This is a genomic window from Haloarcula montana (genome assembly GCF_035666295.1).
GTDB lineage: Archaea > Halobacteriota > Halobacteria > Halobacteriales > Haloarculaceae > Haloarcula > Haloarcula montana.
This window is the reverse complement of record NZ_CP142027.1, coordinates 1,031,125-1,057,302: the sequence shown is the minus strand read 5'-3', so window position 1 is coordinate 1,057,302 and position 26,178 is coordinate 1,031,125. Positions and strand designations below refer to the sequence as shown.

Below are 26,178 nucleotides of genomic sequence, written 5' to 3'. Positions count from 1 at the left end.
ATATGATTTCTTACTTGTCTTGCAGGCACTCTACGGTTCTCCGTACCTCTTCCGGGTCGATTCGGATATCGTCGCCTATCGGTTTGCCCTGGATGGCCGAATATCTGTGTCCCAGAACTTTTGCCAGTCTGAAATACGATACGTTCACGTATGAACCGAATAATTCGATGACATCAAGGTCGGTTCCCCAGAGTATATTGGTTAGTCCTGCCCCGTGGGGGGCAACAACACACTCGGCATTGGTGAATAATGAAATCTGCTCACGCAGAGAACGATTCGAAAGGACTACCGATTCGAAACCGAACTCGTCGAGTGCTTTGAGTAGAGCCGTCGAGTTTTGAATACGTCGTTCCGAGGCGTCAGTACGTGATACAAAGACAAATCTAGGCGTGTCTTTCCTTCTATGATTAACGTTCTCTCTGACCCTCTCTCTCACCCAGCGTCTAGTCTGTGGGGTGTAGAGCGTCTGGGTTGCGGGATCCCCCCATGGGTGTCTGGGCAGTGACGGTACGACAAGATGATCAACTGTTGCAGTCCCACCGTCCCACTCCTGCAAGCGGTCGCCATCATATCCGACGAGTCGGAGCGAGTCGACGAGCCACCCCGGTGAGTTCGGGGGGTAGATCACTGTCGGCCTGTAGCCGGTCTCAACTTCCCAATCACGCAAGTCTATTAATCGGGGTAAATAATCCGAGAACCAGTGATAGAAGCCGTCGGCCCAAGGACCCACAAGCGATATGGCATACTCGTGTGAGGAATTGTCTCGGAACCCTAACCGACGGGTTCGTGTCGTCAGTGTAGGGTGGATTAGACTGTTCGTGAGTTGCTTGATGCTACACAGTGCATTCTCAAGGACGTACTTCCCGTCCGCAGTAACGGTGATCGCTTCCGGGCCGATGAGACGTACATCGCTCAACTCGCAAACGAACCGGCGAGGGGTATCGACTGTCCCGGCAAAGTCTCGTATTACTTGCGGCGGGTCTGACGTACATTCCGGCAGGTCGAACGTCACCTGCTCAGGCACGCCGAATTCATGCAGCCGGTCGGCGCGATCTCGCAGGTCGCTGCGATCAAGACAACGATTCTCAACTGTCCGCTGTACGAGGGCGTTGTTCAGGAGATGTTGCAGTATGTCTGTCAGTGTGGCCATTGTGCCCCTGGTTTACTCTTTTTTCGCCTTGTGACTCGATTGCGTCGTGTCCCCAGACTCGGCCCGTTTCGCGAGTTGTTGGTCGTCTGTCTCACGGATCGTTGCCGATATTGGGGCGCCCAGCGGGACATACGTCACTGAGCCGCCGAAAGTCTCGTGATCGAAGATCCTCCAAGGGTCGACGACCGTCAAATTGTGCCCCCGGTATGTGGATGCTTCCGTCAGCTCGTCCCATCTGACAGCCACGACGGCGGTATCGACGGTAGAAAGCGTTTCCGACAATGTCGATGGCGTATGGACATTGTCACCGACATGCCGGCGGACGTGCTCTTCCCCGTTTGGATCCCAGCACGAAAGGGCATATTCCCCTCGTAACGATTCAAGAAGATGCATCCCCTGTGACTCCTCAACTAGAGTGACGCCCGGTTTGTACGTCAGACCGAGAATCCCGACGGCCCCGTCGGATGGGGTGGCATCGGAAACGGCATCAACCAACCAGCCGGTGTGTCCGTCGTTGACTTCGTCGGTTGCGGTCGCCAACGGTGCTGTAGTGCCTGCCGAGCGGGCAAGTGTAGCGAATGCCTTGTTGTCGCGAGGGAAACAGGGGCCTCCAAACCGGGTCCCACCGGTCAGGTAGGCGCTATTGATCCGCGAATCGTATCCGAGAATCTCGCTGACGTCATCGACGTTCCCTCCCGTTCCTTGACAGACTTGCGAGAGTGTGTTCGCGAAGCTAATCTTCATCGAAATATACGTATTGACCGCCATCTTGGCGATCTCAGCACTGTAGATGTCTGTTCGTAGAACTGGGGAGTGGTTATCCACCCACTCGCGATACAGCGAGGAGAGAACATCACCTGCGCGTTCATCGTCTTCGCCTATGAGGAAGAAATCGGGGCGTTCCATTCCAGACACTACCTCACCGACAGCCGTAAACTCGGGACAGTAACAGAGGCCGACGTCTTCGCCTGGGATCTTGTCCGAGGCTTCCGCTAAGACAGGACGCACCTCTGTGTCTATCGTGCCGGGCATCACAGTACTGCGTACGACAACGAGATGGTAGTCGTCGACAGCCCGGAGTTGCCGGCCGACTGACCGGCAGGCAGTCCTGACGGTATCGTGATCGTACCGGCCATCCCGACAGGACGGTGTATCGACGAACACGAATGTCACGTTTGTTCGGCGAACCGCAGTATAGTCTGTTGTTGCGATAAAATGGTCTCCGGCCGCGTCGAGGTACTCTTGAAGCATGGGTTCGTCGTATGGCGACTGGCCCTGTTGCAGCGTTTCGACAACGTCCTCGTCCACATCGATTCCGATGACATCACAGCCGTGGTAGGCCAGCGAAGCCGCGAGACAGGACCCGAGTTTACCGAGCCCGACGACCGACACCTGATAGTCCATGATTCCTGTTCGGTGAAGCGTTCGTAAATATATTTGCGCCATGTTACAGTAGATGATTCTCTGGATTGCCGGAATCTGGGGTGCTATCGATCGCCGTCCGGTCCACTTAGTTGGTTATGATAGTCTGATGTCCAGATTTATACACCTCAATTACTGCCGTCTCGCCACCGCCGACGCCGAAACCGTTAGGTTTCTCTTTTGATTATCACTAGAATATGTTGGGACGTGCTGCTGAGATCTACCGTCAGCAAGGAACTATCCCATTAGCGTGGAAAGCAGGGAAATTCGCTATTAGAGAGACCCAAAAGAAGGCCCTGTATACGTATATCCGTCTAGTTGACGGTCCGTCAGATTTTATCAAATCGGGCTTTCCGAAGTCAGGGAACAATTGGGTCCACTTCCTGATAGCGAACGCTATGGTGGCGGCCGCGGGTCGCGACGACGAGATTCACTTCCGTAACAAGAACGACTGGGTCGCAACTGGGATTCCGGACGAACCGCCGGTTGAAGGCTTTCCCCGAATGGTCAGCAACAGCAATCCATACGACGAGCAACCGTGGCTAAGTCCAGAAACACGGACAGTCTACATAGTGCGCCATCCCGCTGACGTGATGGAGTCGTTCTACCACTACCGCAAGTATCGGTGGAACAATGATGATGGATCGTTTGACGAGTTCATTCGCGATGCCGAGGTCGGGTTGCCGGCATGGCGCAATCACGTAGAGTCCTGGGAGAATAACTGGGATGTCCTGATTAGGTTTGAGGATTTGAAAGACGACCCTGCCGCGCAACTCGGGCGGATCTGCTCGCTTTGGGAGCGTGATATCAGTTCGGAGGTTATTGAGGCTGCTGTCGAAGCCTCGTCGTTTGAGAATATGCAACGGGTAGAACAGAAGTATGGAAGTCCAGAGAAAGACGGAGCCAATCCGGACTACACGTTCATGCGCAAGGGAGAAACGAACTACGGTGACGAGTACTTCACCGACGAGGAGTATGAGTACCTTATTGAGAGAGTTGGTGATGTTCTTACCCGGTTAGACTATCTTCCGACACAGCCGTGATTCTGCCCGTTGACAGTCCTTTGGCCGCCGCTGGCGGTTACACCTCGTTTGGATACACTCGTGTGTCCAGAAAATGACCCCAACCAGGTCCATCGTGTTCAGATTAGCTGGTTCCATGCGAAGCTGAACGATCTGAGCCAATCGTCGGCTGTTTCTGCTTCGGCGTTGCTGAAACAGTTTGAGAAACAGATAGTTCGCCGTTTTACTTCTCTGAAAACACGTTCGACCGCATTCCGATTTCCATGTTTTTCGTATCTGAAATCGAATCCATGTCGGTGACACGCAGCTTGTAACGATTTAGAGCCATCGACGAGAAACACGGCGTCGTCAACGTCGTATTTCTCGCTGAGTTCAACAAGAAATGAATGAGCTAGAACCTTCGTTGTGGTCGGTCTGAGATTTGTATGGAGCAATTCGTTTGTTTGCGTATCGACGGCAGCGTACAGCCAATATTGCTCATTATTGAGTTGGATCACGGTCTCGTCAACCGCAACGTGATCCGGTGACTGACCATCTTCGGGCTGTAAATCAGACTTGTGAACCCAATTATGCACGGTCGAACGAGCGCGTTGGACACCAAATATCTCAAGAACTGAAACAGTATTTGAAAGTGATAGTCCAGCCAGATGCAGCTGAATACTGAGCTTCATCAGCAGTCGCGGTGTCGCTTCTCGCTCCACAAAATCTAAGTCGAATTGGTCGAGACTACCGCTGAGGCTAGCGTTTTCGGGCATGAACCACTCAGAAAACGCTACGCCTCACCCTTCAATCCTTATCTGAACACTACCACTAGGTCAGGCAAACCTTTTATTTACTACTATGTGGATTGAATGACTATCGACCTTGACCAGCGCGTAAACGTGGTGCTGGTCACTATTGACTGTCTCCGCCCAGACTATCTTGGCTGTTACAACGACGTAAATGAGGGAGTTGAGCCGACCATCGACGAACTAGCACGGACTGGTTATCGTTTCGAGAATGCTTTCGCGACTGCGAGTCAGACACCGATCAGTTTCCCAGGGCTTGCAACGGCGGAATATCCACTCTCCCGAGGCGGCCCGCTAAAACTGTCGGACGATCGGACGTTCGTCGCTGAATGGTTCTCCGAAGCGAGATACCGGACTGCAGGATTTTCGACAAACCACTGGCTGTCCTATATGTCGAACTATCCGACCGGATTCGATGACTACTTCGAATACTATGAGTTCGGTGAGAAAGTACGGGAGCACGCCTGCTATCTCGTTGAAAAAGGGTACGCTGATGGGAAGTGTCTCACTGAACTCGAAACTGAACTCAGGGATGCCCTAATTGAGCAGTATGAGACAGCCATCGACGGCTGCGAAAAGTACCTCGCAGAGACTGACTGGGAGTCCGGCACTGTGGCAGCTACCCACAAGGCGTTGAGGACTGAATTGGATCTCTTACAATCGGACTTCGAGGCCTTCGCTGACCAACTTGACGCAGACCTGTCACAGCCTGGCCTGTTCGAGTCGGCTCGCCGGTCGGTCGTCTCTTCGGTCAAGCGACGGGCCAGAGATGTTGGGCCGGTTAGAGCGGCTTACAGACGGTTCCAGCGGTCAACCTATGATGAGCCACCACGGCAAAAGCCTGTAGCCGACGCCGAACGGGTCACCGACGAGGCGATTGATTACCTTGGGGACGTAGACGAGCCGTGTTATCTCTGGATCCATTACATGGATGTACACCGACCGTACTTACCTGGGAGTGCTGACGACTGGACTAACGAATTCCAGACGTACGTTAACGCAGTCGACGAATCGGTCTCTTTCGAGGCAGCTAACGAACAGTGGTATGAGGCCTATACGGCACTGTACAAAGCGTGTATCCGGTACGTTGACGACCACCTTGCGCGCCTTCATGACAGTCTCGCGTCCTTAGACCGCGAGACGGCCGTTGTGCTCACGGCTGACCACGGCGAGGAGTTCCGTGAACACGGCGGGACCGATCATAACGCCAAACTGTACGACGTACTGATTCACGTCCCGCTGATCGTCTCGCAGACCGGCGACGACGGCGTTAAAGACCCTGTCACGAAACTGTTCTCCCATGTGGACCTGCTCCCAACCGTATACAGCCAAGTGGTACACGACACATCCGTCCCAGATACCATTGATGGTCAAGATATCTACGCGGAGCCACGTAAGGCGGTAATCGCGGAAACGCTCCGTACGGCGAGTTCTCCGGAGCACGAGGATCACGTCGGCCGCCATCTCGGAACCGACTACAAACGCATTGCAGCCCGTTCACACGGCGAGAAACTAATCTACTACGAGGACGAGAGCGCTTGGCAGTTATACGATCTCAACGCCGACCCTGTTGAGCAACAAAATCTGATCGACCAACGAGAGCCTGTGCAATTGCGTGAGCGCGTACTCAACCGCGAACGAACTATCGAGACGCAATTCGAACACTCCGACAGGTCCAGAGGGAATGCCGAGCAACCGGAGATCATCCGTGACCGGTTGGATGATTTGGGATACACGGTCTAAAGGTAACTGTCACTCCCTCTTTCGTGGCCCAGTCGAATTTTGTCTAGCGATCAAACTACTAATTGACCCCATACCCCATTCCTACATCGACTTATTCGCTCTTGCGGGTGGCACGTAATACGTGGCCTTTTGGGACTGGTGTATTCTTTTCATAGATCCGCTTGACTTCGAACCCTAATTCCACAAGATATTCGCGGACTTCGCTGGGCTCGTGGCCATAATCGCGGATGTCTGGAGATCCTGTTTCGGGTCGTGAGTCGTGATGCACCTCACAGTAGACTAGTCGACACGAGGAGTCCGCCAGAAGATCTTGCATCCCACGAAGCACCGCCATCTCTGCTCCTTCTACGTCTATCTTCACGACAGTGGGGTGTGGGAGTCCGTTCTCCTTTACGTAGTCGTCAGCTTGGCTAGTCCGGACAGATACGGTCTGCTCACCATTTGATCCACCGAGGCGGTGTCTTCCCTCGCCCGCCTTCTTGGTACCGACAATATGCAGATCTCGAGTAGTGTTTTCGTCTGCAAGCGCGACATCGTGAATGTCGATAGGCACGTTTAGAGCGGTGCAATTTGCTCTAAGTTTACGAAGGTTGTTTGGCATCGGCTCGAATGCGACCACACGCCCGCTACTCAGTCGGCTTGCGGCGAAAGCGGTGTGAGTTCCGATGTTTGCGCCCACGTCGTAAACGATGTCGTCTCCACGGATCTTTGTTAGGAAATCACGAAGTATCGGTGATTCGTCGACGGATCCCCCGTATCCCAGTCGTTTGAGCTCTTTGGGGGACGTGACGGTGAACTTCGCAGTTGTGTCGTCGACCTGCAGTTGGACCGTTAGCGGCGGAAGGGGTGGTGAAAACTGCAGATAAGAGAGTAACAGTTTACGATAACACAACCGACTGGTCACTTTCAACAGAGGGAGTAGACCATCGGTTTGATATTTTTTGATTGCCCGGAGCAGCAGATTTCTCATTTTAAAATCAACGCCAATGGATATATCTCTTTCATCAGACTCATTCTATTCAACTCAGTCAACGTATCCGAGGTCGGCAAGTCGGTCATTGATATCAACTGTTCCGCCAGATGTGACCTCGGAGGTCCCCTCGATGATTTTCTTTCGTGTCTCTCCCTCGATAACGAGCCAAGGAACCTTCACTAGGTGTTTGGTAAATGTTTCGTTCGGATGTCCGTGCCCTTTTAATGGGAACGGCCAAGCATACTCGCCGGCTAGGTTTCCGTGATCGGAAGTGACTACAGTTTTCCCGTCGAAGTATTCCACCAGCTCATTGACTGCGGGGAGCGCGATCTCGAGGTTCTCGTAGTAGGCTTTCATAGCTTGTTCCTTTGTGATTTTCCCCTGTTTCAAAAGTGCCCATGCGCGGTCGCCGGTCCGTTCGTCAGCGCCCGACCCAGCCATCCGGGCGATGGCACTTGACCCGGCCTGTTCGGTAATTTCCTTACCTGTTTTACCGACCCACGGTCGATGAGGTTGGAGGAAGTGGACGATGAGGCGCTTATTTTGATGATCGTCGTGTGCCCTTTTCGCTGGCTCAACCATCTCATCCGGGGGAACCGTGTAGAAATTTTCGTCCCAGTTTTCCTCCCATACATCGACGGTCTTGAAGAAAGTGTCTCGACCTATAGCGCTCTTGTGTCCATGCTTCTTGGCTACATACATCGGGTTCGCCGTGACGTACACAGTGTCTAAAACTGTTTTGTCTGTGAAGTTCTTCCGGAGGAAGTTCCCAGTCGAAGACCCCTTCGAGACCCGCGTCTCAAGTCGACCGGGAATGGTGTTCATTTCCTCAAACATGTCGTATCGACAGGCGTCAAGTATGATCAGGTTATCCCAGTCTTCAGCCATCACATCAGTACCGCGTCTACTCATGACGTGGTAGTGGAAGTTCTGAATTGGCGAGAGGGTTTTGTAGAAGATGAATCTACACGTCCGCCACAGGAGATAAAGTACGCCGTGGTTACGGAGAATCGACCGAGCACGCGACAGATGCCAACGCATGGTATTATTCGTCGCTGCTCCAAAATGAACTTTACTACACGTTATCAACCATATGAGCGGACCGGAATAATTAACAATAGCTAAATAACTCGCTCAGAATAGCTGGAGCAATGATCATTTCTCGTCTCTCGGATGGCCTGGGTAATCAAATGTTTCAGTATGCGCTCGGCAGACGACTTGCCCTCGAGAACAATGACCAGCTCTTACTCGACCTTTCGTGGTTCGAGGGCGACAACCCAGATGGTCCGAATATTACTGATCGCTCGTACACGATCGAGAACTTCGATATCGCAGGCGAGCGTGCAACTATGGACGATATATTGGATGTGATACGATTCGGGAAACACGGATTGAGTGTCGCGAACTCGCCGCTCTCAGCATACTTTCCTGCCCACGTTGGGAGGTACTTGAACTATTACGTCCAGCTGAGTCGGGAACCAGACAGTCCAGATCCGAACTGGGCATACAGAGCTAGGTACCATCCGGATATTGTTGATATAAATGGTGATGCGTATTTGAACGGGTTCTGGCAGAGCTACAAATACCTGATTGGGGTTGAAGAGACACTCCGTGATGATTTCACTGTGACGACCCCCTTACTCGAAGAAAGTAAAGATATTGTAGAAACAATCGAGAATAACACGACAGTGAGCATTCACGTCAGACGTGGCGACTACGTACGTCAAGGCCCTGGTCAGGGAAACGCACTACCGGTCGAATATTTCAAAACCGCTGTGGACGTGATATCCGGACACGTTGATGACCCACACTATCTAGTTTTTTCAGATGATATTGAGTGGTCGGAGTGGTATCTTCGTCACCTGAGTGACCAGATGACGTTCGTTGGTCACACAGATGGCACGACCGATTACGAGGATCTCCGTTTGATGCGGTCTTGTGACCACCAAATCATGGCGAACAGTACCTTCAGTTGGTGGGGCGCGTGGCTTAATGACAACGACGAAAAGATAGTTATCGCTCCCTATCCGTGGAAACGTTTTGGCCATCAGTATGGTGTTCTAGATAAGTGGGATTACTATCCAGATAACTGGCGAAAACTCCGTTGGCGTTGATTTCTTTAGGGCTTTGATATTCAATCAACGCGGCTTGAAATTCACTCCAAAACGCTCGCAAAACAACTCAGACGGTGTATAACTCATCACAGATTGTTTCAGCTGAACATCTTGGTTGTGTTCTTCGATACGGGCTTTGATCTTGTAGTCAATATCTTTCGGATTTTGAATGATTCGTACGTTGAACGGGTACAACTGACAAGATCACTGCAAGCATCATATTGTCTTGGTAGTTGAGTGTATCATAGGCGCTGTCAACGACTATCTGTATGGGCTCTTGATGGTCAGTGTACATACGACGCATGTTGCCGCTTCCTCGCTTGCTGACTGTTTATGTATCTGCTACGGTCAGAATTTTGTCTGTTTGAAACGACCATTTAGCTGTAGACTGGGCCCCAGCGGTTGGGTCGTAGTATTTCGACGTATCTGGATCGCTGGCATCACTCTCAGATAAGTCGACCAATGCAATATCGGTAGTTCCCATCGAGTCAGCGGATAGTTACAACTGACGAGGTTACGTTCGCAGAAAGCGTCTGGATGGGTGTTGTGGAATTTCTCTACCACCCAGACACTGTTCTTACGGCCTCTGACCTTGAAACCTTAGCGCTTAATCTACTCGCAGCGATTCCGATCCCTGGAGTCGAAGGCTGCGGCTTCGACTCCGGGATCATCCGTCAAACGCTGCTGCAAGCTGCTGTCGATCAGAAGTCCATCAAAGCCGTCACAGATACCACTCGTGGAAGCTACTCCGACGATTACACCCTCAAACAACTGCACACCGTTCCAGCAGATGACCTTGAAGCCGCCGTCAACGACATCTTCGCTCAACAGGCGGCGATGATCCTCGGCCCCGGTCCGAGGATCATCTGCATCGATTTCGTCGATATCCATTACCACGGTTGTCCTCACACTGACGGTGGCGAACTCTGCCACACGAAACCCCGCGATGGCACCAGCAAGTGCCATCGCTACCTCGCTGGATTCGTCCTCTGCCGAGCTAAACCACTCGTCGTCGCCGTCACGCCCGTCCGTGGAGACGAACCAACAAGCGACGCGGTCGAGCGACTGCTCGACCACGTCGCGGCCCTCCCGTTCGATGTTGCTGGACTTCTCGCCGACCGCGGCTTCTACAACGGTGCATCAATCGAGCGACTGGATGCCGTGGCACCAGTCGCTCTTCCGATCGTCCGCCGTGGGAAGCAGATGGCCGAGAAACTGGACACGACGGTCTCCTACTGGACGGAGTACGTGATGTACAAGGGAAGCGAGCGGGAACTGCGCTTCCCGCTCGCGGTCTGTGTCTCCTACCAACAAGGCAACCGAGGAAAACACGGGTTGCTCGTGCGGGCCTACGTGGCGTGCGATCTGACCGATCGCACGCCGAAGGAAGTTGAAGCTCTCTACCAGAAACGATCAGCCATCGAGACAGCGTTTCGGACGATGCGTGAAGCGCGTGCGCGAACGAGTACAACCGATCCAGCCGTTCGGTTGTTGTTCATCCTCGTGAGCTTCCTGCTACGGAACCTCTGGGCGATTGTCCGATGGGGCGTGCTCGCCACGCCGCGACGCGGCGGGCGAGCACTACCCGTCTGGTTCCGCTTCGAGGTGTTCCGGGAGTGGGTTGATCACGCTCTTGACGACACCTTGAGCCGGAAGTGGGAAGCACCAACCAACGGTGTCGGAATCCCGGCGACCTACAGCGAGCTGGACGTGGGCTGAAGCTGCCCGCGTCCAGCGGCAGACCTGTACATGAAGCGACAGCTTCGCCTCTTGTCTGGGCTGACGGCGCTCTCACTGGCGTGAGACCGCCGTCTTTGTTCGACTCATTGAATCGGTCGCTCTGATCTCGTTCAGTTCCTTCCAGAAATCGAGTCAGCAATCAGGAACGATGGGAACTACCGAATATGTGAAGTTGAATAGATCGAGTCAGACAATCCTCTTGTCAAAATATCGAAGACTTTGTCAACAATGTGTTCAATATCGGTGAAGAAGTGGTTGGGGGCAGTAGATCGAAGTCCCAATTCAATTAGAAATCTTGTTCCGAGGTTCTCGTTCGTCAGAGTGCATACCGTAGGAACCACTGTAGTAGCGGCGGATAATCGTCACAATGATAGATTAATACCACGCTCAGCCCTATAGCCCCTAGACGGACACGACGAACTCGAATAGGATTTATTATCGTCTATACCCACCTCTCCAAAGATGACTAATAAAAAACACGACAAAGATGAATTGTATGAAAAACGCCCATACGGGAGACAGTCCGTATTGACTGAGTTAGAAAGAGCCAAAAAATACAGAAATAAACGAGTTTTAGTGGCTGGGTGTGGTGCGGGTGCAAGAGTATTTGACCTCTATTTTTATGGTGCGAATATCACCGCTGTCGACCAGTCACGGAGCGCAATTCAATTTATTCGGTCGCAATTTAATGAGTTAGATTGCGAACCTTCGGAACTGATTGTTGACGACCTAACTGATATTGAACTGCCAGCCGGAGAATTTGATTATGTGATTTGTTACGGCGTCTTGCATCATACTCCAAACCCAGAAGCGATACTTCGAAATCTCAGGGATGCATTACAGACGGATGGAAGTCTTGAGATTATCCTATACCATAGAAAATCGTTTGCTCGTATAGAGCGAAATATTGTGGAGAGTTTACATGATTGGTTCCGGGTCGGTGATATCTTGCCTAATAATATCAAGCGAAAGATCGAGTGGTGGGACAAGTATGAAAATCCTATTTGGAAAACGTACACAAGGAAAGAAGCTAGGTCACTAGTTGAGAGTTCAGGATTTACTGTCGATGAGTTGTGGCTGTCAAACTCGCCCTTTGGCCAATTCACCAATTGGCTCTTACCCCCTCTGATTAAATACTATTTATCAACTAAGTTAAGTGATTATCGATGGCACATTCATATTAATGCGAAACCACAGACTTGAAAAAGAAATTAGTGTTTCTCCTGTACCTGAGAACAAATACATGTTTTCTATGAGGTCCATTAGGTTTAAACATCAAAAAATATCAATATAAAATTCAATAAGTGAAAATTTCAAGCCAAACTGGGTTCTCGTTCGATCAAAAAACAGGAGGGCGATCGCCTTCGACTTATTAGGTATGATTGAGTGAGGACCCCAGTTGTAGACGATGAAAATCTGATCACAAGTTTTAATTTAGGAACCGATCACCTGGGGGTATGGATTATATCCTTTCGTTCAAGCCGTGTACGGTCCACTTCGGGATGCATGACCCGAGCGCGGCCATTTTTAATGACGCTGACCTCGTTTATGCTGTTGAAGAAGAACGACACGGTCGTCGGAAACATGCTCCCGGTGAGTTCCCGGCTCACGCGATTCGGGACTGCCTTGACCACTGCGACTTGATACTCTCTGATATCTCAAAGGTGGTTTTACCGTACGAGCCCGGACTCTACCGGAAACAGCTCTCTTATATACTTCCCAGGGCGGCCCGCCGATCGGATTCATTTAGAGACTCGGCAGCTGAGATAGGGAAGGTCATGCGGAAGCTCATTCAGTCACGTTCGGGGGCAATCGATCTCGTTCGAGATCGACTGTCAATGATCGGGACGCCAGTCCCTCCGATTCAGACGCGAGCGCACCACGCGTGCCACGCTGCGAGCGCGTTCCACCTCTCACCGTTTGATGAGGCGCTCGTCTTGACTGTTGATGGGATCGGTGACCACGATTGTACGGTCGTCTGGAGGGGGACACCATCCGGACTTGATAGGATACAAACATACGAGAACCCCAACAGTCTTGGGAAGTTCTACGCTATCGTCACCGAATTTCTGGGCTATCATCAGTTTAACGGTGAAGGAAAGGTCATGGGACTTGCTCCGTACGGGAGAAAAAATGAAAAAATATTCCACGCTCTCCGGTCGGTGATAGATGTCGGTGCCAGTTACGATGTCACAGCGCTCACTGAAGATGGGGTTGAGCAGGGGGTCGAAAAACTGGAGCGGGCTTTGGGCCGCGAGCGCACTCAGACGCCGAAACAGTTTGACGACTGGGAAAAAGATCTTGCGTTTGCTGCCCAGCGAATCTTGGAGGAGATCGCTGTCTCGATGACAAGGCGTTACCTCGACCAGGCTGGGACAGAGAATGTGGCCTTGGCCGGTGGTGTCGCCCTGAACTGTAAAATGAACAAGCGGATCATGGAGATGCCCGAGACAGAGGCAGTGTTCATCCAACCCGTTGCTCACGATGCTGGACTGGCACTGGGTGGTCCCTTGCTTGACTACACTCCGGATGAGGTGGCTCCGATGTCCACTGTTTACTGGGGACCTGAATTTTCCCGAGCAACGATTGAACAACGACTACAAGAGAAGAAAATCCCCTACTCGTGTCCGAATGCTCTCGAAAAGACAGTAGCGCATGCGATTGCAGATGGGGCCCTCGTCGGCTGGTTCCAGGGTCGACTCGAATTGGGGCCGCGTGCGCTGGGCAACCGAAGTATCCTCGCCGATCCACGAACAACGGCTTCGCGCGACCGAGTCAACAGGGACGTGAAACACCGTGAAGAGTGGCGCCCGTTTGCTCCCTCACTGCACAAGGGAGCCATGTCACGGTACTTCGAGAATGACGAACCGGCACCCTACATGATCAAAACGTTCGATGCTTGTGAGGAACATATTGATGAAATTGAGGCGGTGGTCCATCCTGGTGACAACACGGCTCGCCCCCAATCGGTCTCAGAAGAGCAGAACCCAATGTACTACAGCCTTATTGACGAATTCGAGACGATCACCGGAGTTCCGGTGTTGCTCAACACTTCGTTCAATGACCACGGTGAACCGATCGTCCGCACTCCAGAAGACGCAATCAAGGATTTTTACAATATGGGACTAGACATGCTCGTTCTTGGAGACCTAGTTGTGGAAAAAACAGACGAGTTCACGAACTAATCGAATTATTGATTATTCCGATTATAAAGGTGGTATATAATAACACTATATAGTTCAATACCTCCTTAGCAGAAGCGAGTCCATCTAGCGCTGGTTTGGCCCGTCACGGGTGTAGTGTTTGAAGCTTCTCAGCCACGTTTCGCGGTTGACTGACTGCCCCGCCAATACGAGTGGGAGCGCTCGACCCACGAATACTGGGAGGGGTTGTTCATCGACGTGGTATGTTCAACTCTGACTTTGGCGTACGGTTGATACCACAGCGACTGGAGCCGCATTTGCGATCGTTTGGACAGCAGTGCGTCGTACTCCATCAAGTGTTCGAGTAGCTTGATGCAGAGATCAAGGTCAGTACAGCCAACAATAATAATTCGGTCAGTTCGTTTTGTTTTATTTTCATCTTGTTAATTCTATACCTCAAGTAGAGGTAATAAAAACGTCCTGTCCCGAACCGAAATCGACGACGAACGACGGATCACACTGTCCAATCAGGATGTCATAATACCTCTCGCGTACGTGTTGACCCCTTGCCTCGTGGTATTCTGGCGGAAAGATATCGCCGACACCAAGCAGGGTCGTTTGGTAGCATCTGAACAGGAACAGTTTCCAGACCAGTCGCCATAGTGCTCGGTTGGCCTCCCAACTGTGGTTGGAAGAGAACGAACGTATCCTACACCGCTTAATCTTCTCAAAGCGTTTCTTACGGGATTTATTGATCGGTTCTGCTAGTATTCACGCTCCATGATTCGTGGACACCTTCTATTCGATCGCTCATCAAACTCAGGGTTGTGTGGCGTATAGGTTTGCATACAGCCCTTCGTTCCTAAGAAGTTCGTCGTGGCTACCGACTTCAACGATGCGGCCGTCTTCCATAGTGTAAATTCGGTCAGCACTGACCACCGTGGACAAACGATGGGCGATGACGATCAGACCGCGATCGTATTCCAGAGATTCGATCCCGGCGTGGACCTTCTCCTCTAGTGTAGCGTCAAGGTCGCTTGTTGCTTCGTCTAACAAAAGATAGTCTGCATCTTTCAGGAGTGCTCGAGCTATGGCGACTCGCTGGCGCTGGCCACCAGAGAGGCGAACGCCCTCGTCACCGAGTTGGGTTCCTAATCCCTCGGGTAAGTCGTCGAGAAACTCAGTAACCTGTGCGACCTTGCATGCATGCTTGATCTCAGAATTTGTTGCATCGCGGTTACCGAGAGTGATGTTAGATCGGAGGGTATCATTAAAAAGATCCGGATTCTGTCGAACAACCGCGATTCGAGACCGCCATTCATAGAGATCGAATTCTTCGATGGGAACGTCATTGGCGTATATCTGGCCCGAGTTTGGTGTATATAATCTTGCCAGTAATGATACGATTGTCGACTTTCCAGCGCCGGATGGCCCGACAAATGCGACGAACTCGTCCCTATCAACGTTGAACGAGATATCCTTAAGTACCGGTTTCTCCTCGTAATGGAACGAAACGTCCTCGAATTCCAAACTTTCGACTACTTCAGGCAATTCATATGATCCGACGTATTCCTCTTTTTGATTCTCCATCTCTTCAATAAAGTTCTCAACCCGCATGAAGTGGGGAAGATTGCTGTCAAGGGTATACACTATGGTGTTCAGCGTACTTACTCGTGAAGCAAGGCGGAAGACTGAAAATAAGAACACGCCAAGACTTGACAGTGATAAGTTCGCGAATCTAATTGATGTATATATTACGGCAAACATAGTTACAGCCGTTCCCCACTGATATACATTGCTGATAGCCGCTTTATTCCGTCTGACCTGGATATGCTCTGCTACGTATCGGTCAACTGCCTCAATTAGATCATCAAGCAGCTCGGACTGGAGATTAAAGAGCTTCACTTCTCGGATTCCCTGAGTACCGACTTGGATCGATTCTTGAACGCTTTCGTTTGCTTCCGCTGCACGATCTCCGACAAGATACCCAGACTCGAGTGCTGAACGAACTACGAGAACCATGACTCCGAGCAGCACGGCTGCAGCGATTGTCATTACTGGAGAGATGTATAACGCGATCCCGGCGTAAACTAGCGTTAAAAACCCTTGCTGTATAAAATTAACAAGCGATTTGATAACGGTTCCACAGTATGATGACTCAGTGATAATTGTATTAAGGATCTCATCAGTCCCTTGAGTATCGTAATAACTCACTTCAGCGTGCAGAGCGTTTTCGAAAGCACGGGTTCGAAATTCACCAATATAGTGCGTTCGTAGAGCGCTACTAAGCCAAGAGGCGAGAAAGCTCATCGTGTACCGCAGAGTAATAACAACGGCGACACCGATAATTACGGTCTCTAGTGTGAACGGAATGTTGAGCAAGTCATATCCTCTGCTGAACAAGTTCACGACTGTCCCATCTCCACTTGCTTCAGAACCACTCTGAGCAATATCGATAATCGGGATGATGAAACCGAGCCCGATCCCTTCGAACAGGGCTGCCACGATACTCAGAATAATGATCCCTGCGGTAAACAGAGGCTTATAGGAGACGGTAATCCAGAGTACTTTTAGCTTTTTTCTGATTGAAATATTGTCAACCATAATTTAATTCGCTATTTTATATCTCATAATCAAACGGCTACAATCATACAAACAGGCGATTCATCACGGAAACGTTCTAGACCAGCTGACATTCTTACTCACTCTATCGTTTGTTCTGTACAGACGGTAGGGGATACCCGCTTAAGATATCTGTTCATTGGATTCCGGTCAGGATGCTCTCGTTTTGTATTGGGGGCGGAGCGTCTCGACGAAGCTCATGTCGGCCAGCGACCTTCTCGAACGTACGCGTCTCCACCTTGTCCGGCGATGTTTCCTATTTTTTACTGCCGCTCGGAAAATAGGCACAACTCTGGTTAATAGCTGGTGCTGTCCCAATCCCAACCTTGGAAAACGTGTCGCCGAACTCCTGAGCGAACGAGTATTTCAGTACATGAGGAGCGTAGTCTATCCGTCGCCACTTCTCCTAACCGCTCGCGGATCCGTGAGATCGTTCCCATAGTTCGTGTATCTATATCGGAAATAAAAGTCGTTCGAACCCAACTATCAACCGTGGGAATAGTGGTGAAACGTTTAACAATAGGATGACTGAACTACTGATAATGATCGAGCCACACGGGGGCCAGCTGGTTGACCGTCGAGCCGGCGGTGAACGTGCCGAGGAGCTACGCTCGCGCGTTGACGGCGGTCCGATTATCAATCTTTCTGAACCGCAGTATCAGGATCTCTGGAACGTCGCTTTCGGCCGGTACAGTCCTCTTACCGGTTTCCTTACCCAGAATGACTTCCTGAAGGTAGTCAACGACCTGATGCTTGAAGATGGAACAGTTTGGCCGTTGCCTGTGATTCTAGATATCGACGCTGAAACAGCCTCGGCGTTACCCGTCTCAGAACAGGTTGGCTTACAATCGCCTTCAGGGAAACTCATCGGTGTGCTTGAGGTAGCAGATGTCTACCGATACAACGAGCACAAAACAGCCAGGCAGGTGTTCGGCTCAACCGATGGGGATCATCCGGGGGTCGCTCGTCTGTTCGATCGAGAAGAGTTTCTGGTGGGGGGTGACGTGACCGTTTTCGGAGAGCCCCGTTCACATATACCCGCGTTGACACCTGCAGAGACTCGAGTACTGTTCAGACACAACAGTTGGAATCGCGTCGCCGGATTCCAGACGCGAAACGCACCCCATCGTGCCCACGAATACCTCCAGAAGACAGCACTCGAAGGGGTTGACGGCCTTCTTATCCACCCAAAAGTTGGAGAGAAAAAAGCCGGGGACTACACGGATGACGCGTTACTTGGCGCGTACCAGTCGCTGATAGATGCGTACTTCCCCGAGTCAATCGTTGCGCTTTCGACGTTTCCGTGCCAGATGCGATACGCCGGACCGCGAGAGGCCGTTTTCGACGCGCTCGTGCGCAAGAACCACGGTTGCACTCACTTCGTCGTCGGGCGCGACCATGCCGGCGTTGGCGAACACTACGGTGAGTTCGCAGCACAGGAAATCTTCGACAAGATCGGAGATGTTGGTATCAAGCCACTGTTCTACCAGCACGCATTCTATTGTGGAGAGTGTGATGGCATGGCCTCGACTAAAACCTGTCCGCACGACGACACGGATCGAATCCACCCGAGTGGGAGTGAGATACGGGCCACGCTCCGTAGAGGCAAGCGCCCCCCTGAGACAATGATGCGATCTGACGTGGCCGACTATCTTATGCAACGCGAAGACATATTTGTCGACGAACAGATAGGGGTCGAAACATGAGCTTCACACTCTGGTTTATGGGCCTGCCCGCTGCGGGGAAGTCCACACTGGCGAAACGGACCGAACAGCGTCTCCGGGATCACGACTACCTGGTTGAGAACCTCGACGGTGACGAGGTACGTACGAACCTCCATCCTGACTTGGGATTCTCGAAGCAAGATCGTGCGACAAACAACCGGCGGACCGCCTACATTTGCAGTCTCCTGAATCGTAACGATATCACCGTCGTGACGGGTATGATAACGCCATTCCGCGAGTCACAGCAGGAGGCTCGTAAGATTGTCGAGGAGAACGGAGAGTTCGTATTAATCTACGTGAAATGCTCTGTCGAGACATGTGCCGAACGAGATCCGAAAGATCTGTACGAACAAGCTCGCGAAGGAAAAATCGAAAACTTCACTGGCGTCAACCACCCATTCCAAGAACCGCATAATCCCGACATCGTGGTCAATACCGAGGTCGAAGGTATCGATGCGAGCGTACATCATCTCTGGGAACGACTTCAGGAGTTGGGAATCCTGCAATCTCCTGCAGAAGAGTACGAGTTTCGAATCTCCCGGGACGAGGAGGAAAAAATCAAAGAGCGTTTGAGAGACATCGACCACATCCACATGTAACGCTCCGGCTTGGTTCACAGACTTGACTCGCACTTCTCTGGATTGGATTTCCTACCCTCCAAAATCAGGTTTCACGAACGCGACGCTTTAGACATGGTAGCCGAGCATCGAGTTAATAATCCAGCGTAACGATTTCAATCGGGATGAAACCGATCCGGGAATTATATTCTTCAGAATGATGATTTCGTCGAACTATCGTTCATGTAAGAGTAATTCAAGATTCTCTCTGACGTGTTCGCGGTCTCGATTGTTCACGTACCAGTCTATCGTTTCCAGAAGCCCTTCACGGAGCGTGTATTGGGGCTCCCAGTCAAGCAGCTTTCGAGCACGTGCCGTATCCGCAGCCCGGTGTTTCACCCCAACGGGTTTGTCGGTCAAATATTCCACCTCATCAGGTTCCCACTCCATGATTTCGAATACTGTCTGGACGACCTCGTTGATCGAAATGAAATCCCCAACACCGGCGTTGATCGGCGTCGCATCGGAGATTCGTTCATTGGCTCGAACCAGGGCAGAGACTATGTCGGCCACATAGGTGAAGTTTCGAGTTTGTTCGCCGTCGCCCCAGATTTCGAACGGGTCCTGCTGGGCGAGGGTCTTCGCAATCAAAGCGATGATAGCGTGGGTCTCGTTTTCACGAGGTCCGTATGCCGTGAAGATTCGGACGATACTCGCGTCGATTCCATACTGCTCGTGGAAGGCCTGAAGTGAGCGCTCACCCATCAGCTTCGCCCAGCCATAGGCTTCGTCGGCGAATGCGCCCCCGCGCTCGTCGAAACTCACCATGTCCTCGCGCAGTCGCTCGCGCTCTTGCTGGATGTCGGTCGGGTACGTACAGGCACTCGACGCGAAGGTGATCTTCTTGACGCCGTTCTGGACGGCCGTCTCGAAGACAATGTTGTCCAGCGCCATGTTCGTCGCACAGTTCGCTGGATAGTTCGAGATGTAGCCGCGACCGCCGTGGTCCGCAGCCAGGTGGAACAGCCTGTCGATGCCGTCGGTCGCTCGCTGTGCAGTCTCCCAGTGTTTGAGATTTCCGTCGACGATCGATATCTCGTCGGCGACGGCCGTGAGGTTCTCTTCGGTGCCACTGGAGAAGTCGTCGGCGACCCTGACATCGGCGCCACGAGCGACCAGTTCCTCGACGAGGTGACTGCCGATGAACGACGCACCGCCCGTGACCAGGACGGTGTCGTTCTCATAGTCCATCGGCCTCACCTCCGTCGGTAGCGGCCGTCTTTTGGGTCTTGGATTCGGCCAGCGTTTGCTCGGCCCACTCGTAGACTTCTGCCAGGCCCGTCTCTAGCGACGTCTCCGGCGTCCAGTCGAGTGTTGCTTCCATCCGCTCGGTGTCCGCGGCGTACTTGTCCGTCCCGGTCGGCTTCGAGAGGTCGTGTTCGATCGACAGCGACTTACCGCTGATCTCGATGATCGTCTCCGCCAGTTCGTTGATCGTCACTACCTCCGAACCGTTGCCGAGGTTGATGGGTTCGCCGTCCGCTTTCCGTTCGATGGCGCGGACCATCCCCTCAACGAGGTCGGTCACGTAGATGAAGCCGCGCTGCTGGCTCCCGTCGCCGAACAGTTCGATACTACCACCTTCGGGCGTCTTAATCACTTTCCGACACAGCGACGGGATGACGTGTGCCGAGTCCGGATCGAGACTCTCACGCGGGCCATAGGCGTTGAATATCCTCACCATCGCCGTATCGAGGTCACAGTCCGTGTGGTAGGCCTGGCAGGCGACCTCGCCGAGTACTTTTGCCCACCCGTACGTGCTGTGGGGATCTGCCGGGATCGCCTGGTCCTCGCTGAACCGGTTGAGGTCGTCGTGTTGCTGGCGGTAGATACAGGCGGAGGACGCGAACATGAGCCGATCGACGTCGTTGGTGCGACACGCTTCGAGTATGTGCTGGTTCATGAGCACACTCGGGGTCAGCCCGCCGATGTTCTCTCGTTTGATGTAGTGGATGCCGCCGACGCTGGCAGCGAGATGGAAGACGTAGTCGACGCCTTCGGTCGCGCGAAGACAGCCCTCGCGAGTCGTCAGATCGACCGGCCGGAGATCAATCTTGTCGACGAACTCGGAGATCTTGTCGAGACTGCCACGTGAGAAGTCGTCAGCGACGACGACCGAACTGCCTCTTTCAAGTAGTTCTTCTGTGAGGAAGCTGCCGATGAACCCTGCACCCCCGGTGACAGCGACGGTCGCATCGGCCCAATCGATCGAAAACTCTGCACACATTGTCAGCAACGTACTTCATCACCTGACTTGAATCCCTCGGCGTAGCTATCACTCACTGAAAAATCTTATAGCGACGATGAGACGCCCGTCGAATCGTTCACAGTCGACACCATTAGCGCTCGACATTTACTCGGTTGGAGCGCAGAGCGGTCGAATGAATATACAGTCAGAGAAGCCTTCCAGTAACGATCAGGAGTTGCGCACCAGCGGCTCGTACCACTCACGGTTCTCCCGGTACCAGTCGATAAACTTCGAGACACCCTCCCGGATCGTGTGCGAGGCCTCGTAGCCCAGCAATTCGCTGGCTCGCTCCGTACTCGCGTGGGTGTGTTCGGCGTCAGCGTCGTGGCGCTCCTCGTAGACCAACTCTAGCTCGGGCGCCAACTGGTCGCGGATCTCCTGGGCTAGCGTCTTGATCTCAATGTTGTCTGTCGAGCCGATGTTGATCGCCTGGCCGTCGGCGGCGTCTTCCTCCAGCAGCGTGACGTTGGCTTCCAGAATGTCGTCGATGTACGTGAAGTCCCGCGTCTGTGTCCCGTCGCCGTAGATGATCGGCGGGTCGCCGTTCATACATCTGGAGACGAAGTTCGAGATAGCCATGTTCGGGCGCATCCGTGGGCCGTACACTGTAAAGTACCGGAGCGCGACGGCGGGGAAGTCGTACACCTCGCTGTAGGCACAGGCGTACCGTTCGGCGGCGAGTTTCGAAGCCCCGTAGGGCGAGACAGGCGTCGTCGGGTGCTCCTCGTCGTAGGGGAGGTACTGCGGGACGCCGTACACCGACGAGGAGGAAGCCATGACGAACCGTTCGATGCTCTCGTCGCGGCAGGCGTCCAGCAGGTTCAGCGTGCCGTCGACGTTGACCTCGTCGTACTTCCGGGGGTTCTGGACGCTCGGGCGGACGCCGGCCTGGGCCGCCTGGTGGTAGACGTAGTCGGCGTCGGCGACGAGGTCGGTGACCAACTCGGCGTCGCGGACGTCGCCCTCGACGAACTCGTAGCTGCCGTCGCTGGCGTCGGCCGCCGCCCGTCCCATCTCGACGTTGTGGGACTTGATGTCCAGATCGTAGAACGGGTCCCGGTTGTCGAGGACGACGACATCGTGGCCGTCACCTGCGAAGCGCTCGGCGAGATGGCCGCCGATGAAGCCTGCACCGCCAGTCACGAGGATTCTCATTACTCCAAGCGGGTCGGGGAAGCGACAAAAAGCCGTCGGGTTCGGCTGTGAGGCGGGCGTCGGATCGAGTCGTGGCTGTCAGGGTGTCGGGCGCTAGTGCGGGCGACCCAATAGCGACCGACTGTCGACCAGTAAACTACCCCACCCTACTTCGCTCACCGCATACGTGGTTCGCTCGTTGAGGGAGGGGCTTTGATGTGGACTCCCGGCAATCAGTCCCCAGCAATAGGCTGGTGACTCTCGCCGTTCAACGTCCCACCAGTTATACGCACGTCTACTGGTGCGTCTCCGTCCCCCGACGTGGGCGAGGAACGGAGTCTGTGTTGTCGCTTTCGGGCGTATCGTAGCCCGATGTTCTTTGCGCCATTGTAGTCCGCGTTCACCTCGTAGCCGCACTTCTGGCAACAGAAGTGTTCTCCGTGACGGTTATCGTCGTGTGTGAACCCACAATCCGTCCGAGAACAGCGTTGGGACGTGTGGTTCGGTTCGACTTGCTCCACGGAGACACCCCGTTCTGGTGCCTTATACTCGACGTACTCGAACAGGCGTCGAAACGCCCAGATGTGGTGCCACTTCGCTTCGGGAAGCCGCTCCCGGATGTCCGTCAAGTCCTCGAACACGATTTCGTCGCACTCGTTCTCAACGGCTTCCGTGACGATCTCGTTGGCTACGGTATGGATGTACTGCTTCCGCCATGCTTCTTCACGCTTCCCGAGGCGACGGAGGGCGTTGTGCGCGGCTTGTGTCCCGCGCTGTTGTAGCTCTCGTCGTCGCTTCTCGAACTCTCGAATCCAATGGTCGTAGTCGTCTCCTTGCCAGAAGCGCCCGGTGGAGGAGACAGCGAGACTGGTAACGCCGAGGTCGATGCCGAGGACTGTTTGGTGCCCGGTATCTACCGAAACCTCAGCTTCGTCACTCCCGTCTCCGTCGGAGTCGTACTTCCGTGTGGTAATGTGGAAGTAGAACTCATCGTCTACGGCGTCGTACTGGAGGGTACTCGCCCGAAACTCGTATTCCTCAGACAGCACGTATTCCTCGTAGGGCGTGGGGCTGTCCGATGGTAGTTCAAACTCACACTCGACACGCCCGTTGACAGTCGAGAGCGAGACTTTGTTCCGGTAGAAGGTGGCGCTACGCTTGTCGTAGACCATACTCCACGAGGTAAACTCCGGTTGACCCACTCGCTTGCCCTGTTTCCACCGTTCGACACATCCTTTGGTTGCTTGCACAGCACGTCGGATGGCCTCTTGGACGAGGTTCGCGGTGAGGTCGGTTTCGTCGCGGAGGTCCTCATAGAGCGCATCGCGTGCCGTCGTATTGGCTGTGATACACTCGGTGTACGAGTGGTCGGACCAGCAGAACTCGGCGGCACGGTTGGCGCAGTGAAGGAACTGTCGGGCGGATTCGTGGAGGTCGTCGCAGCGATTGTCAGGAATCATGAGTTTGACGGATGCGGTACGCCGAACCTCCATATTTCAGATGCAGGGCTGACGGAGCTTAAAGACTGGGGAGTCGGACTGCCGATGTGTGCCGGTTGTGTCGTACTTTGTCGGTTTCCTCTCCGGCCTACTCGCTCACTCCGTTCGCTCCTTGAGGCCGGAGGCTCCACCTCGAAAGTGCTGAACGACCGATTCTGCTACCGGGCTGGTCTCTCCGCCATTCACTCGAACCGATCGAGCGAGCCGCGTCGCTCACGATGCATGATACCGCCCGCGAATCGCCGCAGCGTGTCGATCAACTCGTCTTCGGTCTCGTAGGTCTCGATCCGGAGATCCCAGCGAGCATTCGCAGCCCGGATCATCGCACTCGTTACGTCTTTCTCGTGAACGAACACGAGACGTTCACCGTGTGTCTCTGCCAGCGCTTCCAGAACGCTCCCCGCTTCTTCTCCGACGCCGAAGTTGTGTCCGAGGAACGGGAGGACGAACGCAGTCGCGTTACTACACCGCGTGAATTCGATACTCTGTGTGGCGGCGTCTACCTCGTCGGTATCCACATCGACATCCAGTGCCAGAAAAGCGTTGACGCCTGGATCGGTCCGCAGTGCACCTTGTACTCGCCGCAATAGTGCTTGTGCGTCGTCGATGGTCTCCTTGTTCTGGAACAATCGGCGCAGCGGCCCCGGGAGGTCCATGATATCGATTTCACTGCGCTCCGCTTCGTCGAGCACGTAGTTGAGATTGAACGATTTGTACGGACCCATCAGATAGAATAGAAACCGGTCGTACGTCACACTCCCCAGCCGATCGGCAATCAAATCTCGCGTGATCTCCACCGGCATACAGTAGTTCTGTCCGCTCTAATATAAAAAGTCGTGTTTTCGAGAATTCTTGGCTTGAGAACGGCTAAGTATCTGTACGACCGACGTATGAACGAGATGGCGACAGATCAATCGGGCCCTCCTGAGAGAGACCTGCCTGCCGACCCAGCCGATCTCCTGCCAGCGGATAGCGTCCTCTCACTGGACGAGTATCTGGCTATGCATGCTGCTGTCGGTCACCGTACCCGATACGAGATCCTCTACCGGCTCGTCCACGGTGGCGAGATGAGTCCAACCGAACTCGAAGATGCGATGGAGATCGACGACAGCACGCTCCACTACCACCTGAACAAGCTCGTTGATGTCGGGCTCGTCGAGAAGCGCCAGCGGACAGAGCGGGGACAGGACGGACTGTACACGTACTATCGGGCCACCCTATTCGGAGTTGTGACGCTCACTGACGGCGTCGATGAATTGATCCGTGGTGAGCAGGAGTTCGACCGAATGTACGACAGTACTGCAGAGTGATCGGAGTCAGTACAGATGATACACTGAGTGGCTGTTTCGACGCAACTGTTGGTGAAAGCACCTCCTGTGAACGATTCTCTGATTCATTGTCTTCTGGACGAGTCTTTTGGACGGGCTTTGAATCGGGCGTCTCCTGAGCCTCACGCCCATTCGTGCTGGTCCCATCCTTCGTAGTGCTTCAGACGACTCCGGATCTCGAACGGTTCCCACTCACACTCGTCGTAGAGCACATCAGCGAGCGCTCCAAACTCGCTGTTGTTCAGCATAATCCCACGGCTCCCCTTCGATGTGATATAGTCCTCGCTGCGGAGTCCATCGAAGAGTTCGCTCGCGGTCGGATAGTCGCCCGGCTCGATAGCGGAGATGGAGAGGAGGTTTTCCTCGACGATCGGCGATCCCCACCGGTGCTCGGCTATCATGGCCGCGAGGAGAGCGCATTTCACCGACGGCTTACGCATATGCCTCTCTTTTCACCCCTCGCTTATAACGATACGTTAACGCTTGTTTACGGTAGAGGAAACAACTATATACGCTGATCGGCACATTAGACGTATGAGTGAGTCAACGCCAACGCACCCTGCGGAGGAGAAAGACACCAAGGAGGCCCGTCTTGAGAACCCGAGCGGCGTCCTTCACCTCTTCCAGCACGAGAGCGTCCCGATCCTCATCGATGCTGTCCTCACCCTTCCTCCGGGCCGGGAGTTCAACAAGACCGAGTTCGCCGATCACGCCGGTGTCACCCGGCAAACGGTGAGCAACTACATAGACCTCTTGCTGGAAACCGAGATCGTCGAGGAAGTTCCAAACACCTCGCCCCGCCGGTATCGCGTCGCCAAGAGCGACGTCGTCCAGGAACTCTTCGAACTCAACAGCGCGCTCAACGTCGCCGGCGAGTGACATCCTCCCCGCCGTGAACGGCGGGGCTTCCC

The 26,178-nt window shown here is 53.5% G+C and carries 22 protein-coding genes; 10 read left to right on the top strand and 12 right to left on the bottom strand.

Features of this window, described 5'->3' with window-relative positions:
- Positions 1-10: 10 nt before the first annotated feature.
- Positions 11-1,150: a glycosyltransferase family 61 protein gene (locus VJ109_RS05460; protein ID WP_324759663.1), complete on the bottom strand. Its 1,140-nt coding sequence runs from the start codon at positions 1,148-1,150 to the stop codon at positions 11-13.
- Between the two features lie 12 nt (positions 1,151-1,162).
- Complete coding sequence (locus VJ109_RS05455; RefSeq protein WP_324759661.1) at positions 1,163-2,554, bottom strand: nucleotide sugar dehydrogenase; 1,392 nt, start codon at positions 2,552-2,554, stop codon at positions 1,163-1,165.
- Positions 2,555-2,769: 215 nt separating this feature from the next.
- Between VJ109_RS05455 and VJ109_RS05450 the strand changes: the two genes are divergently transcribed.
- The gene (locus tag VJ109_RS05450; RefSeq protein WP_324759659.1) at positions 2,770-3,615 is read left to right on the top strand and encodes a sulfotransferase domain-containing protein; all 846 of its coding nucleotides are present in this window, start codon (positions 2,770-2,772) and stop codon (positions 3,613-3,615) included.
- Positions 3,616-3,713: 98 nt separating this feature from the next.
- On the opposite strand, the gene VJ109_RS05445 is transcribed toward VJ109_RS05450, so the two are convergent.
- The gene (locus VJ109_RS05445) at positions 3,714-4,349 is read right to left on the bottom strand and encodes an IS6 family transposase (RefSeq protein WP_324759657.1); all 636 of its coding nucleotides are present in this window, start codon (positions 4,347-4,349) and stop codon (positions 3,714-3,716) included.
- 96 nt (positions 4,350-4,445) lie between these two features.
- On the opposite strand from VJ109_RS05445, the gene VJ109_RS05440 reads away from it, so the two are divergent.
- Positions 4,446-6,125 (top strand): sulfatase-like hydrolase/transferase, encoded by a 1,680-nt coding sequence (locus VJ109_RS05440; protein ID WP_324759655.1) that lies wholly within the window; start codon positions 4,446-4,448, stop codon positions 6,123-6,125.
- Between the two features lie 91 nt (positions 6,126-6,216).
- On the opposite strand, the gene VJ109_RS05435 is transcribed toward VJ109_RS05440, so the two are convergent.
- Positions 6,217-7,095 carry an FkbM family methyltransferase gene (locus VJ109_RS05435; protein WP_324759653.1) on the bottom strand — a complete coding sequence of 293 codons (879 nt, stop codon included), beginning with the start codon at positions 7,093-7,095 and terminating at the stop codon, positions 6,217-6,219.
- 54 nt (positions 7,096-7,149) lie between these two features.
- Positions 7,150-8,010: a sulfatase-like hydrolase/transferase gene (locus VJ109_RS05430; protein WP_324759651.1), complete on the bottom strand. Its 861-nt coding sequence runs from the start codon at positions 8,008-8,010 to the stop codon at positions 7,150-7,152.
- 278 nt (positions 8,011-8,288) lie between these two features.
- Here VJ109_RS05430 and VJ109_RS05425 point away from each other — a divergent pair, with 278 nt between their 5' ends.
- From VJ109_RS05425 to VJ109_RS05410, 4 genes are all read left to right on the top strand, one after another.
- On the top strand, positions 8,289-9,212 hold the full coding sequence (locus VJ109_RS05425; RefSeq protein ID WP_324759649.1) for an alpha-1,2-fucosyltransferase: 924 nt from the start codon (positions 8,289-8,291) through the stop codon (positions 9,210-9,212).
- A gap of 537 nt (positions 9,213-9,749) precedes the next feature.
- Positions 9,750-10,931, top strand: coding sequence for an ISH3 family transposase (locus VJ109_RS05420; protein WP_324759647.1), 1,182 nt, complete (start codon positions 9,750-9,752; stop codon positions 10,929-10,931).
- A gap of 483 nt (positions 10,932-11,414) precedes the next feature.
- On the top strand, positions 11,415-12,155 hold the full coding sequence (locus VJ109_RS05415) for a class I SAM-dependent methyltransferase (RefSeq protein WP_324759645.1): 741 nt from the start codon (positions 11,415-11,417) through the stop codon (positions 12,153-12,155).
- Positions 12,156-12,409: 254 nt separating this feature from the next.
- Positions 12,410-14,137, top strand: a complete 1,728-nt coding sequence (locus tag VJ109_RS05410; RefSeq protein WP_324759644.1) for a carbamoyltransferase family protein — start codon at positions 12,410-12,412, stop codon at positions 14,135-14,137.
- Positions 14,138-14,914: 777 nt separating this feature from the next.
- Here VJ109_RS05410 and VJ109_RS05405 read toward each other — a convergent pair.
- The gene (locus tag VJ109_RS05405; protein ID WP_324759642.1) at positions 14,915-16,699 is read right to left on the bottom strand and encodes an ABC transporter ATP-binding protein; all 1,785 of its coding nucleotides are present in this window, start codon (positions 16,697-16,699) and stop codon (positions 14,915-14,917) included.
- Between the two features lie 560 nt (positions 16,700-17,259).
- On the opposite strand from VJ109_RS05405, the gene sat reads away from it, so the two are divergent.
- Together sat and cysC are read left to right on the top strand one after the other, a co-directional pair.
- A complete protein-coding gene (gene sat, locus VJ109_RS05400; protein ID WP_324759640.1) occupies positions 17,260-18,423 on the top strand; it encodes a sulfate adenylyltransferase in 1,164 nt (387 codons plus the stop codon).
- Positions 18,420-19,040 (top strand): adenylyl-sulfate kinase, encoded by a 621-nt coding sequence (gene cysC / locus VJ109_RS05395; RefSeq protein WP_324759638.1) that lies wholly within the window; start codon positions 18,420-18,422, stop codon positions 19,038-19,040. Before sat ends, cysC begins: the two co-directional genes overlap by 4 nt.
- 192 nt (positions 19,041-19,232) lie before the next feature.
- Here the strand turns inward: cysC and VJ109_RS05390 are convergent, their stop codons facing one another.
- The 5 genes from VJ109_RS05390 to VJ109_RS05370 all read right to left on the bottom strand — a co-directional run bounded on the left by VJ109_RS05390 (position 19,233) and on the right by VJ109_RS05370 (position 24,742).
- Positions 19,233-20,249 (bottom strand): NAD-dependent epimerase/dehydratase family protein, encoded by a 1,017-nt coding sequence (locus VJ109_RS05390; protein ID WP_324759636.1) that lies wholly within the window; start codon positions 20,247-20,249, stop codon positions 19,233-19,235.
- The gene (locus tag VJ109_RS05385; RefSeq protein ID WP_324759634.1) at positions 20,239-21,285 is read right to left on the bottom strand and encodes an NAD-dependent epimerase/dehydratase family protein; all 1,047 of its coding nucleotides are present in this window, start codon (positions 21,283-21,285) and stop codon (positions 20,239-20,241) included. The genes VJ109_RS05390 and VJ109_RS05385 overlap by 11 nt, the downstream gene beginning before the upstream one ends.
- Before the next feature lie 189 nt (positions 21,286-21,474).
- On the bottom strand, positions 21,475-22,461 hold the full coding sequence (locus tag VJ109_RS05380; RefSeq protein ID WP_324759633.1) for an NAD-dependent epimerase/dehydratase family protein: 987 nt from the start codon (positions 22,459-22,461) through the stop codon (positions 21,475-21,477).
- Between the two features lie 212 nt (positions 22,462-22,673).
- The gene (locus tag VJ109_RS05375) at positions 22,674-23,933 is read right to left on the bottom strand and encodes an RNA-guided endonuclease InsQ/TnpB family protein (protein ID WP_324759631.1); all 1,260 of its coding nucleotides are present in this window, start codon (positions 23,931-23,933) and stop codon (positions 22,674-22,676) included.
- A 188-nt stretch (positions 23,934-24,121) separates the two neighbouring features.
- Positions 24,122-24,742 (bottom strand): DUF7509 family protein, encoded by a 621-nt coding sequence (locus tag VJ109_RS05370; protein WP_324759630.1) that lies wholly within the window; start codon positions 24,740-24,742, stop codon positions 24,122-24,124.
- A 96-nt stretch (positions 24,743-24,838) separates the two neighbouring features.
- Here VJ109_RS05370 and VJ109_RS05365 point away from each other — a divergent pair, with 96 nt between their 5' ends.
- Positions 24,839-25,249 (top strand): ArsR/SmtB family transcription factor, encoded by a 411-nt coding sequence (locus VJ109_RS05365; RefSeq protein WP_324759629.1) that lies wholly within the window; start codon positions 24,839-24,841, stop codon positions 25,247-25,249.
- 140 nt (positions 25,250-25,389) lie between these two features.
- Here the strand turns inward: VJ109_RS05365 and VJ109_RS05360 are convergent, their stop codons facing one another.
- A complete protein-coding gene (locus tag VJ109_RS05360; protein ID WP_324759627.1) occupies positions 25,390-25,707 on the bottom strand; it encodes a hypothetical protein in 318 nt (105 codons plus the stop codon).
- A 94-nt stretch (positions 25,708-25,801) separates the two neighbouring features.
- On the opposite strand from VJ109_RS05360, the gene VJ109_RS05355 reads away from it, so the two are divergent.
- The gene (locus tag VJ109_RS05355) at positions 25,802-26,146 is read left to right on the top strand and encodes a DUF8612 domain-containing protein (RefSeq protein WP_324759626.1); all 345 of its coding nucleotides are present in this window, start codon (positions 25,802-25,804) and stop codon (positions 26,144-26,146) included.
- Positions 26,147-26,178: the final 32 nt, after the last annotated feature.

Excerpts from the sequence above, each read along its gene's own strand:
- VJ109_RS05450 (WP_324759659.1), top strand. The coding sequence starts at position 2,770 with ATGTTGGGACGTGCTGCTGAGATCTACCGTCAGCAAGGAACTATCCCA.
- VJ109_RS05460 (WP_324759663.1), bottom strand. The coding sequence starts at position 1,150 with ATGGCCACACTGACAGACATACTGCAACATCTCCTGAACAACGCCCTC.
- VJ109_RS05375 (WP_324759631.1), bottom strand. The coding sequence starts at position 23,933 with ATGGAGGTTCGGCGTACCGCATCCGTCAAACTCATGATTCCTGACAAT.
- VJ109_RS05420 (WP_324759647.1), top strand. The coding sequence starts at position 9,750 with ATGGGTGTTGTGGAATTTCTCTACCACCCAGACACTGTTCTTACGGCC.
- VJ109_RS05380 (WP_324759633.1), bottom strand. The coding sequence starts at position 22,461 with ATGAGAATCCTCGTGACTGGCGGTGCAGGCTTCATCGGCGGCCATCTC.
- VJ109_RS05365 (WP_324759629.1), top strand. The coding sequence starts at position 24,839 with ATGGCGACAGATCAATCGGGCCCTCCTGAGAGAGACCTGCCTGCCGAC.
- VJ109_RS05360 (WP_324759627.1), bottom strand. The coding sequence starts at position 25,707 with ATGCGTAAGCCGTCGGTGAAATGCGCTCTCCTCGCGGCCATGATAGCC.
- VJ109_RS05370 (WP_324759630.1), bottom strand. The coding sequence starts at position 24,742 with ATGCCGGTGGAGATCACGCGAGATTTGATTGCCGATCGGCTGGGGAGT.
- VJ109_RS05385 (WP_324759634.1), bottom strand. The coding sequence starts at position 21,285 with ATGTGTGCAGAGTTTTCGATCGATTGGGCCGATGCGACCGTCGCTGTC.
- VJ109_RS05415 (WP_324759645.1), top strand. The coding sequence starts at position 11,415 with ATGACTAATAAAAAACACGACAAAGATGAATTGTATGAAAAACGCCCA.
- VJ109_RS05405 (WP_324759642.1), bottom strand. The coding sequence starts at position 16,699 with ATGGTTGACAATATTTCAATCAGAAAAAAGCTAAAAGTACTCTGGATT.
- VJ109_RS05430 (WP_324759651.1), bottom strand. The coding sequence starts at position 8,010 with ATGAGTAGACGCGGTACTGATGTGATGGCTGAAGACTGGGATAACCTG.
- VJ109_RS05390 (WP_324759636.1), bottom strand. The coding sequence starts at position 20,249 with ATGGACTATGAGAACGACACCGTCCTGGTCACGGGCGGTGCGTCGTTC.
- VJ109_RS05440 (WP_324759655.1), top strand. The coding sequence starts at position 4,446 with ATGACTATCGACCTTGACCAGCGCGTAAACGTGGTGCTGGTCACTATT.
- VJ109_RS05455 (WP_324759661.1), bottom strand. The coding sequence starts at position 2,554 with ATGGACTATCAGGTGTCGGTCGTCGGGCTCGGTAAACTCGGGTCCTGT.
- VJ109_RS05435 (WP_324759653.1), bottom strand. The coding sequence starts at position 7,095 with ATGAGAAATCTGCTGCTCCGGGCAATCAAAAAATATCAAACCGATGGT.
- VJ109_RS05355 (WP_324759626.1), top strand. The coding sequence starts at position 25,802 with ATGAGTGAGTCAACGCCAACGCACCCTGCGGAGGAGAAAGACACCAAG.
- cysC (WP_324759638.1), top strand. The coding sequence starts at position 18,420 with ATGAGCTTCACACTCTGGTTTATGGGCCTGCCCGCTGCGGGGAAGTCC.
- VJ109_RS05410 (WP_324759644.1), top strand. The coding sequence starts at position 12,410 with ATGGATTATATCCTTTCGTTCAAGCCGTGTACGGTCCACTTCGGGATG.
- VJ109_RS05445 (WP_324759657.1), bottom strand. The coding sequence starts at position 4,349 with ATGCCCGAAAACGCTAGCCTCAGCGGTAGTCTCGACCAATTCGACTTA.
- VJ109_RS05425 (WP_324759649.1), top strand. The coding sequence starts at position 8,289 with ATGTTTCAGTATGCGCTCGGCAGACGACTTGCCCTCGAGAACAATGAC.
- sat (WP_324759640.1), top strand. The coding sequence starts at position 17,260 with ATGATCGAGCCACACGGGGGCCAGCTGGTTGACCGTCGAGCCGGCGGT.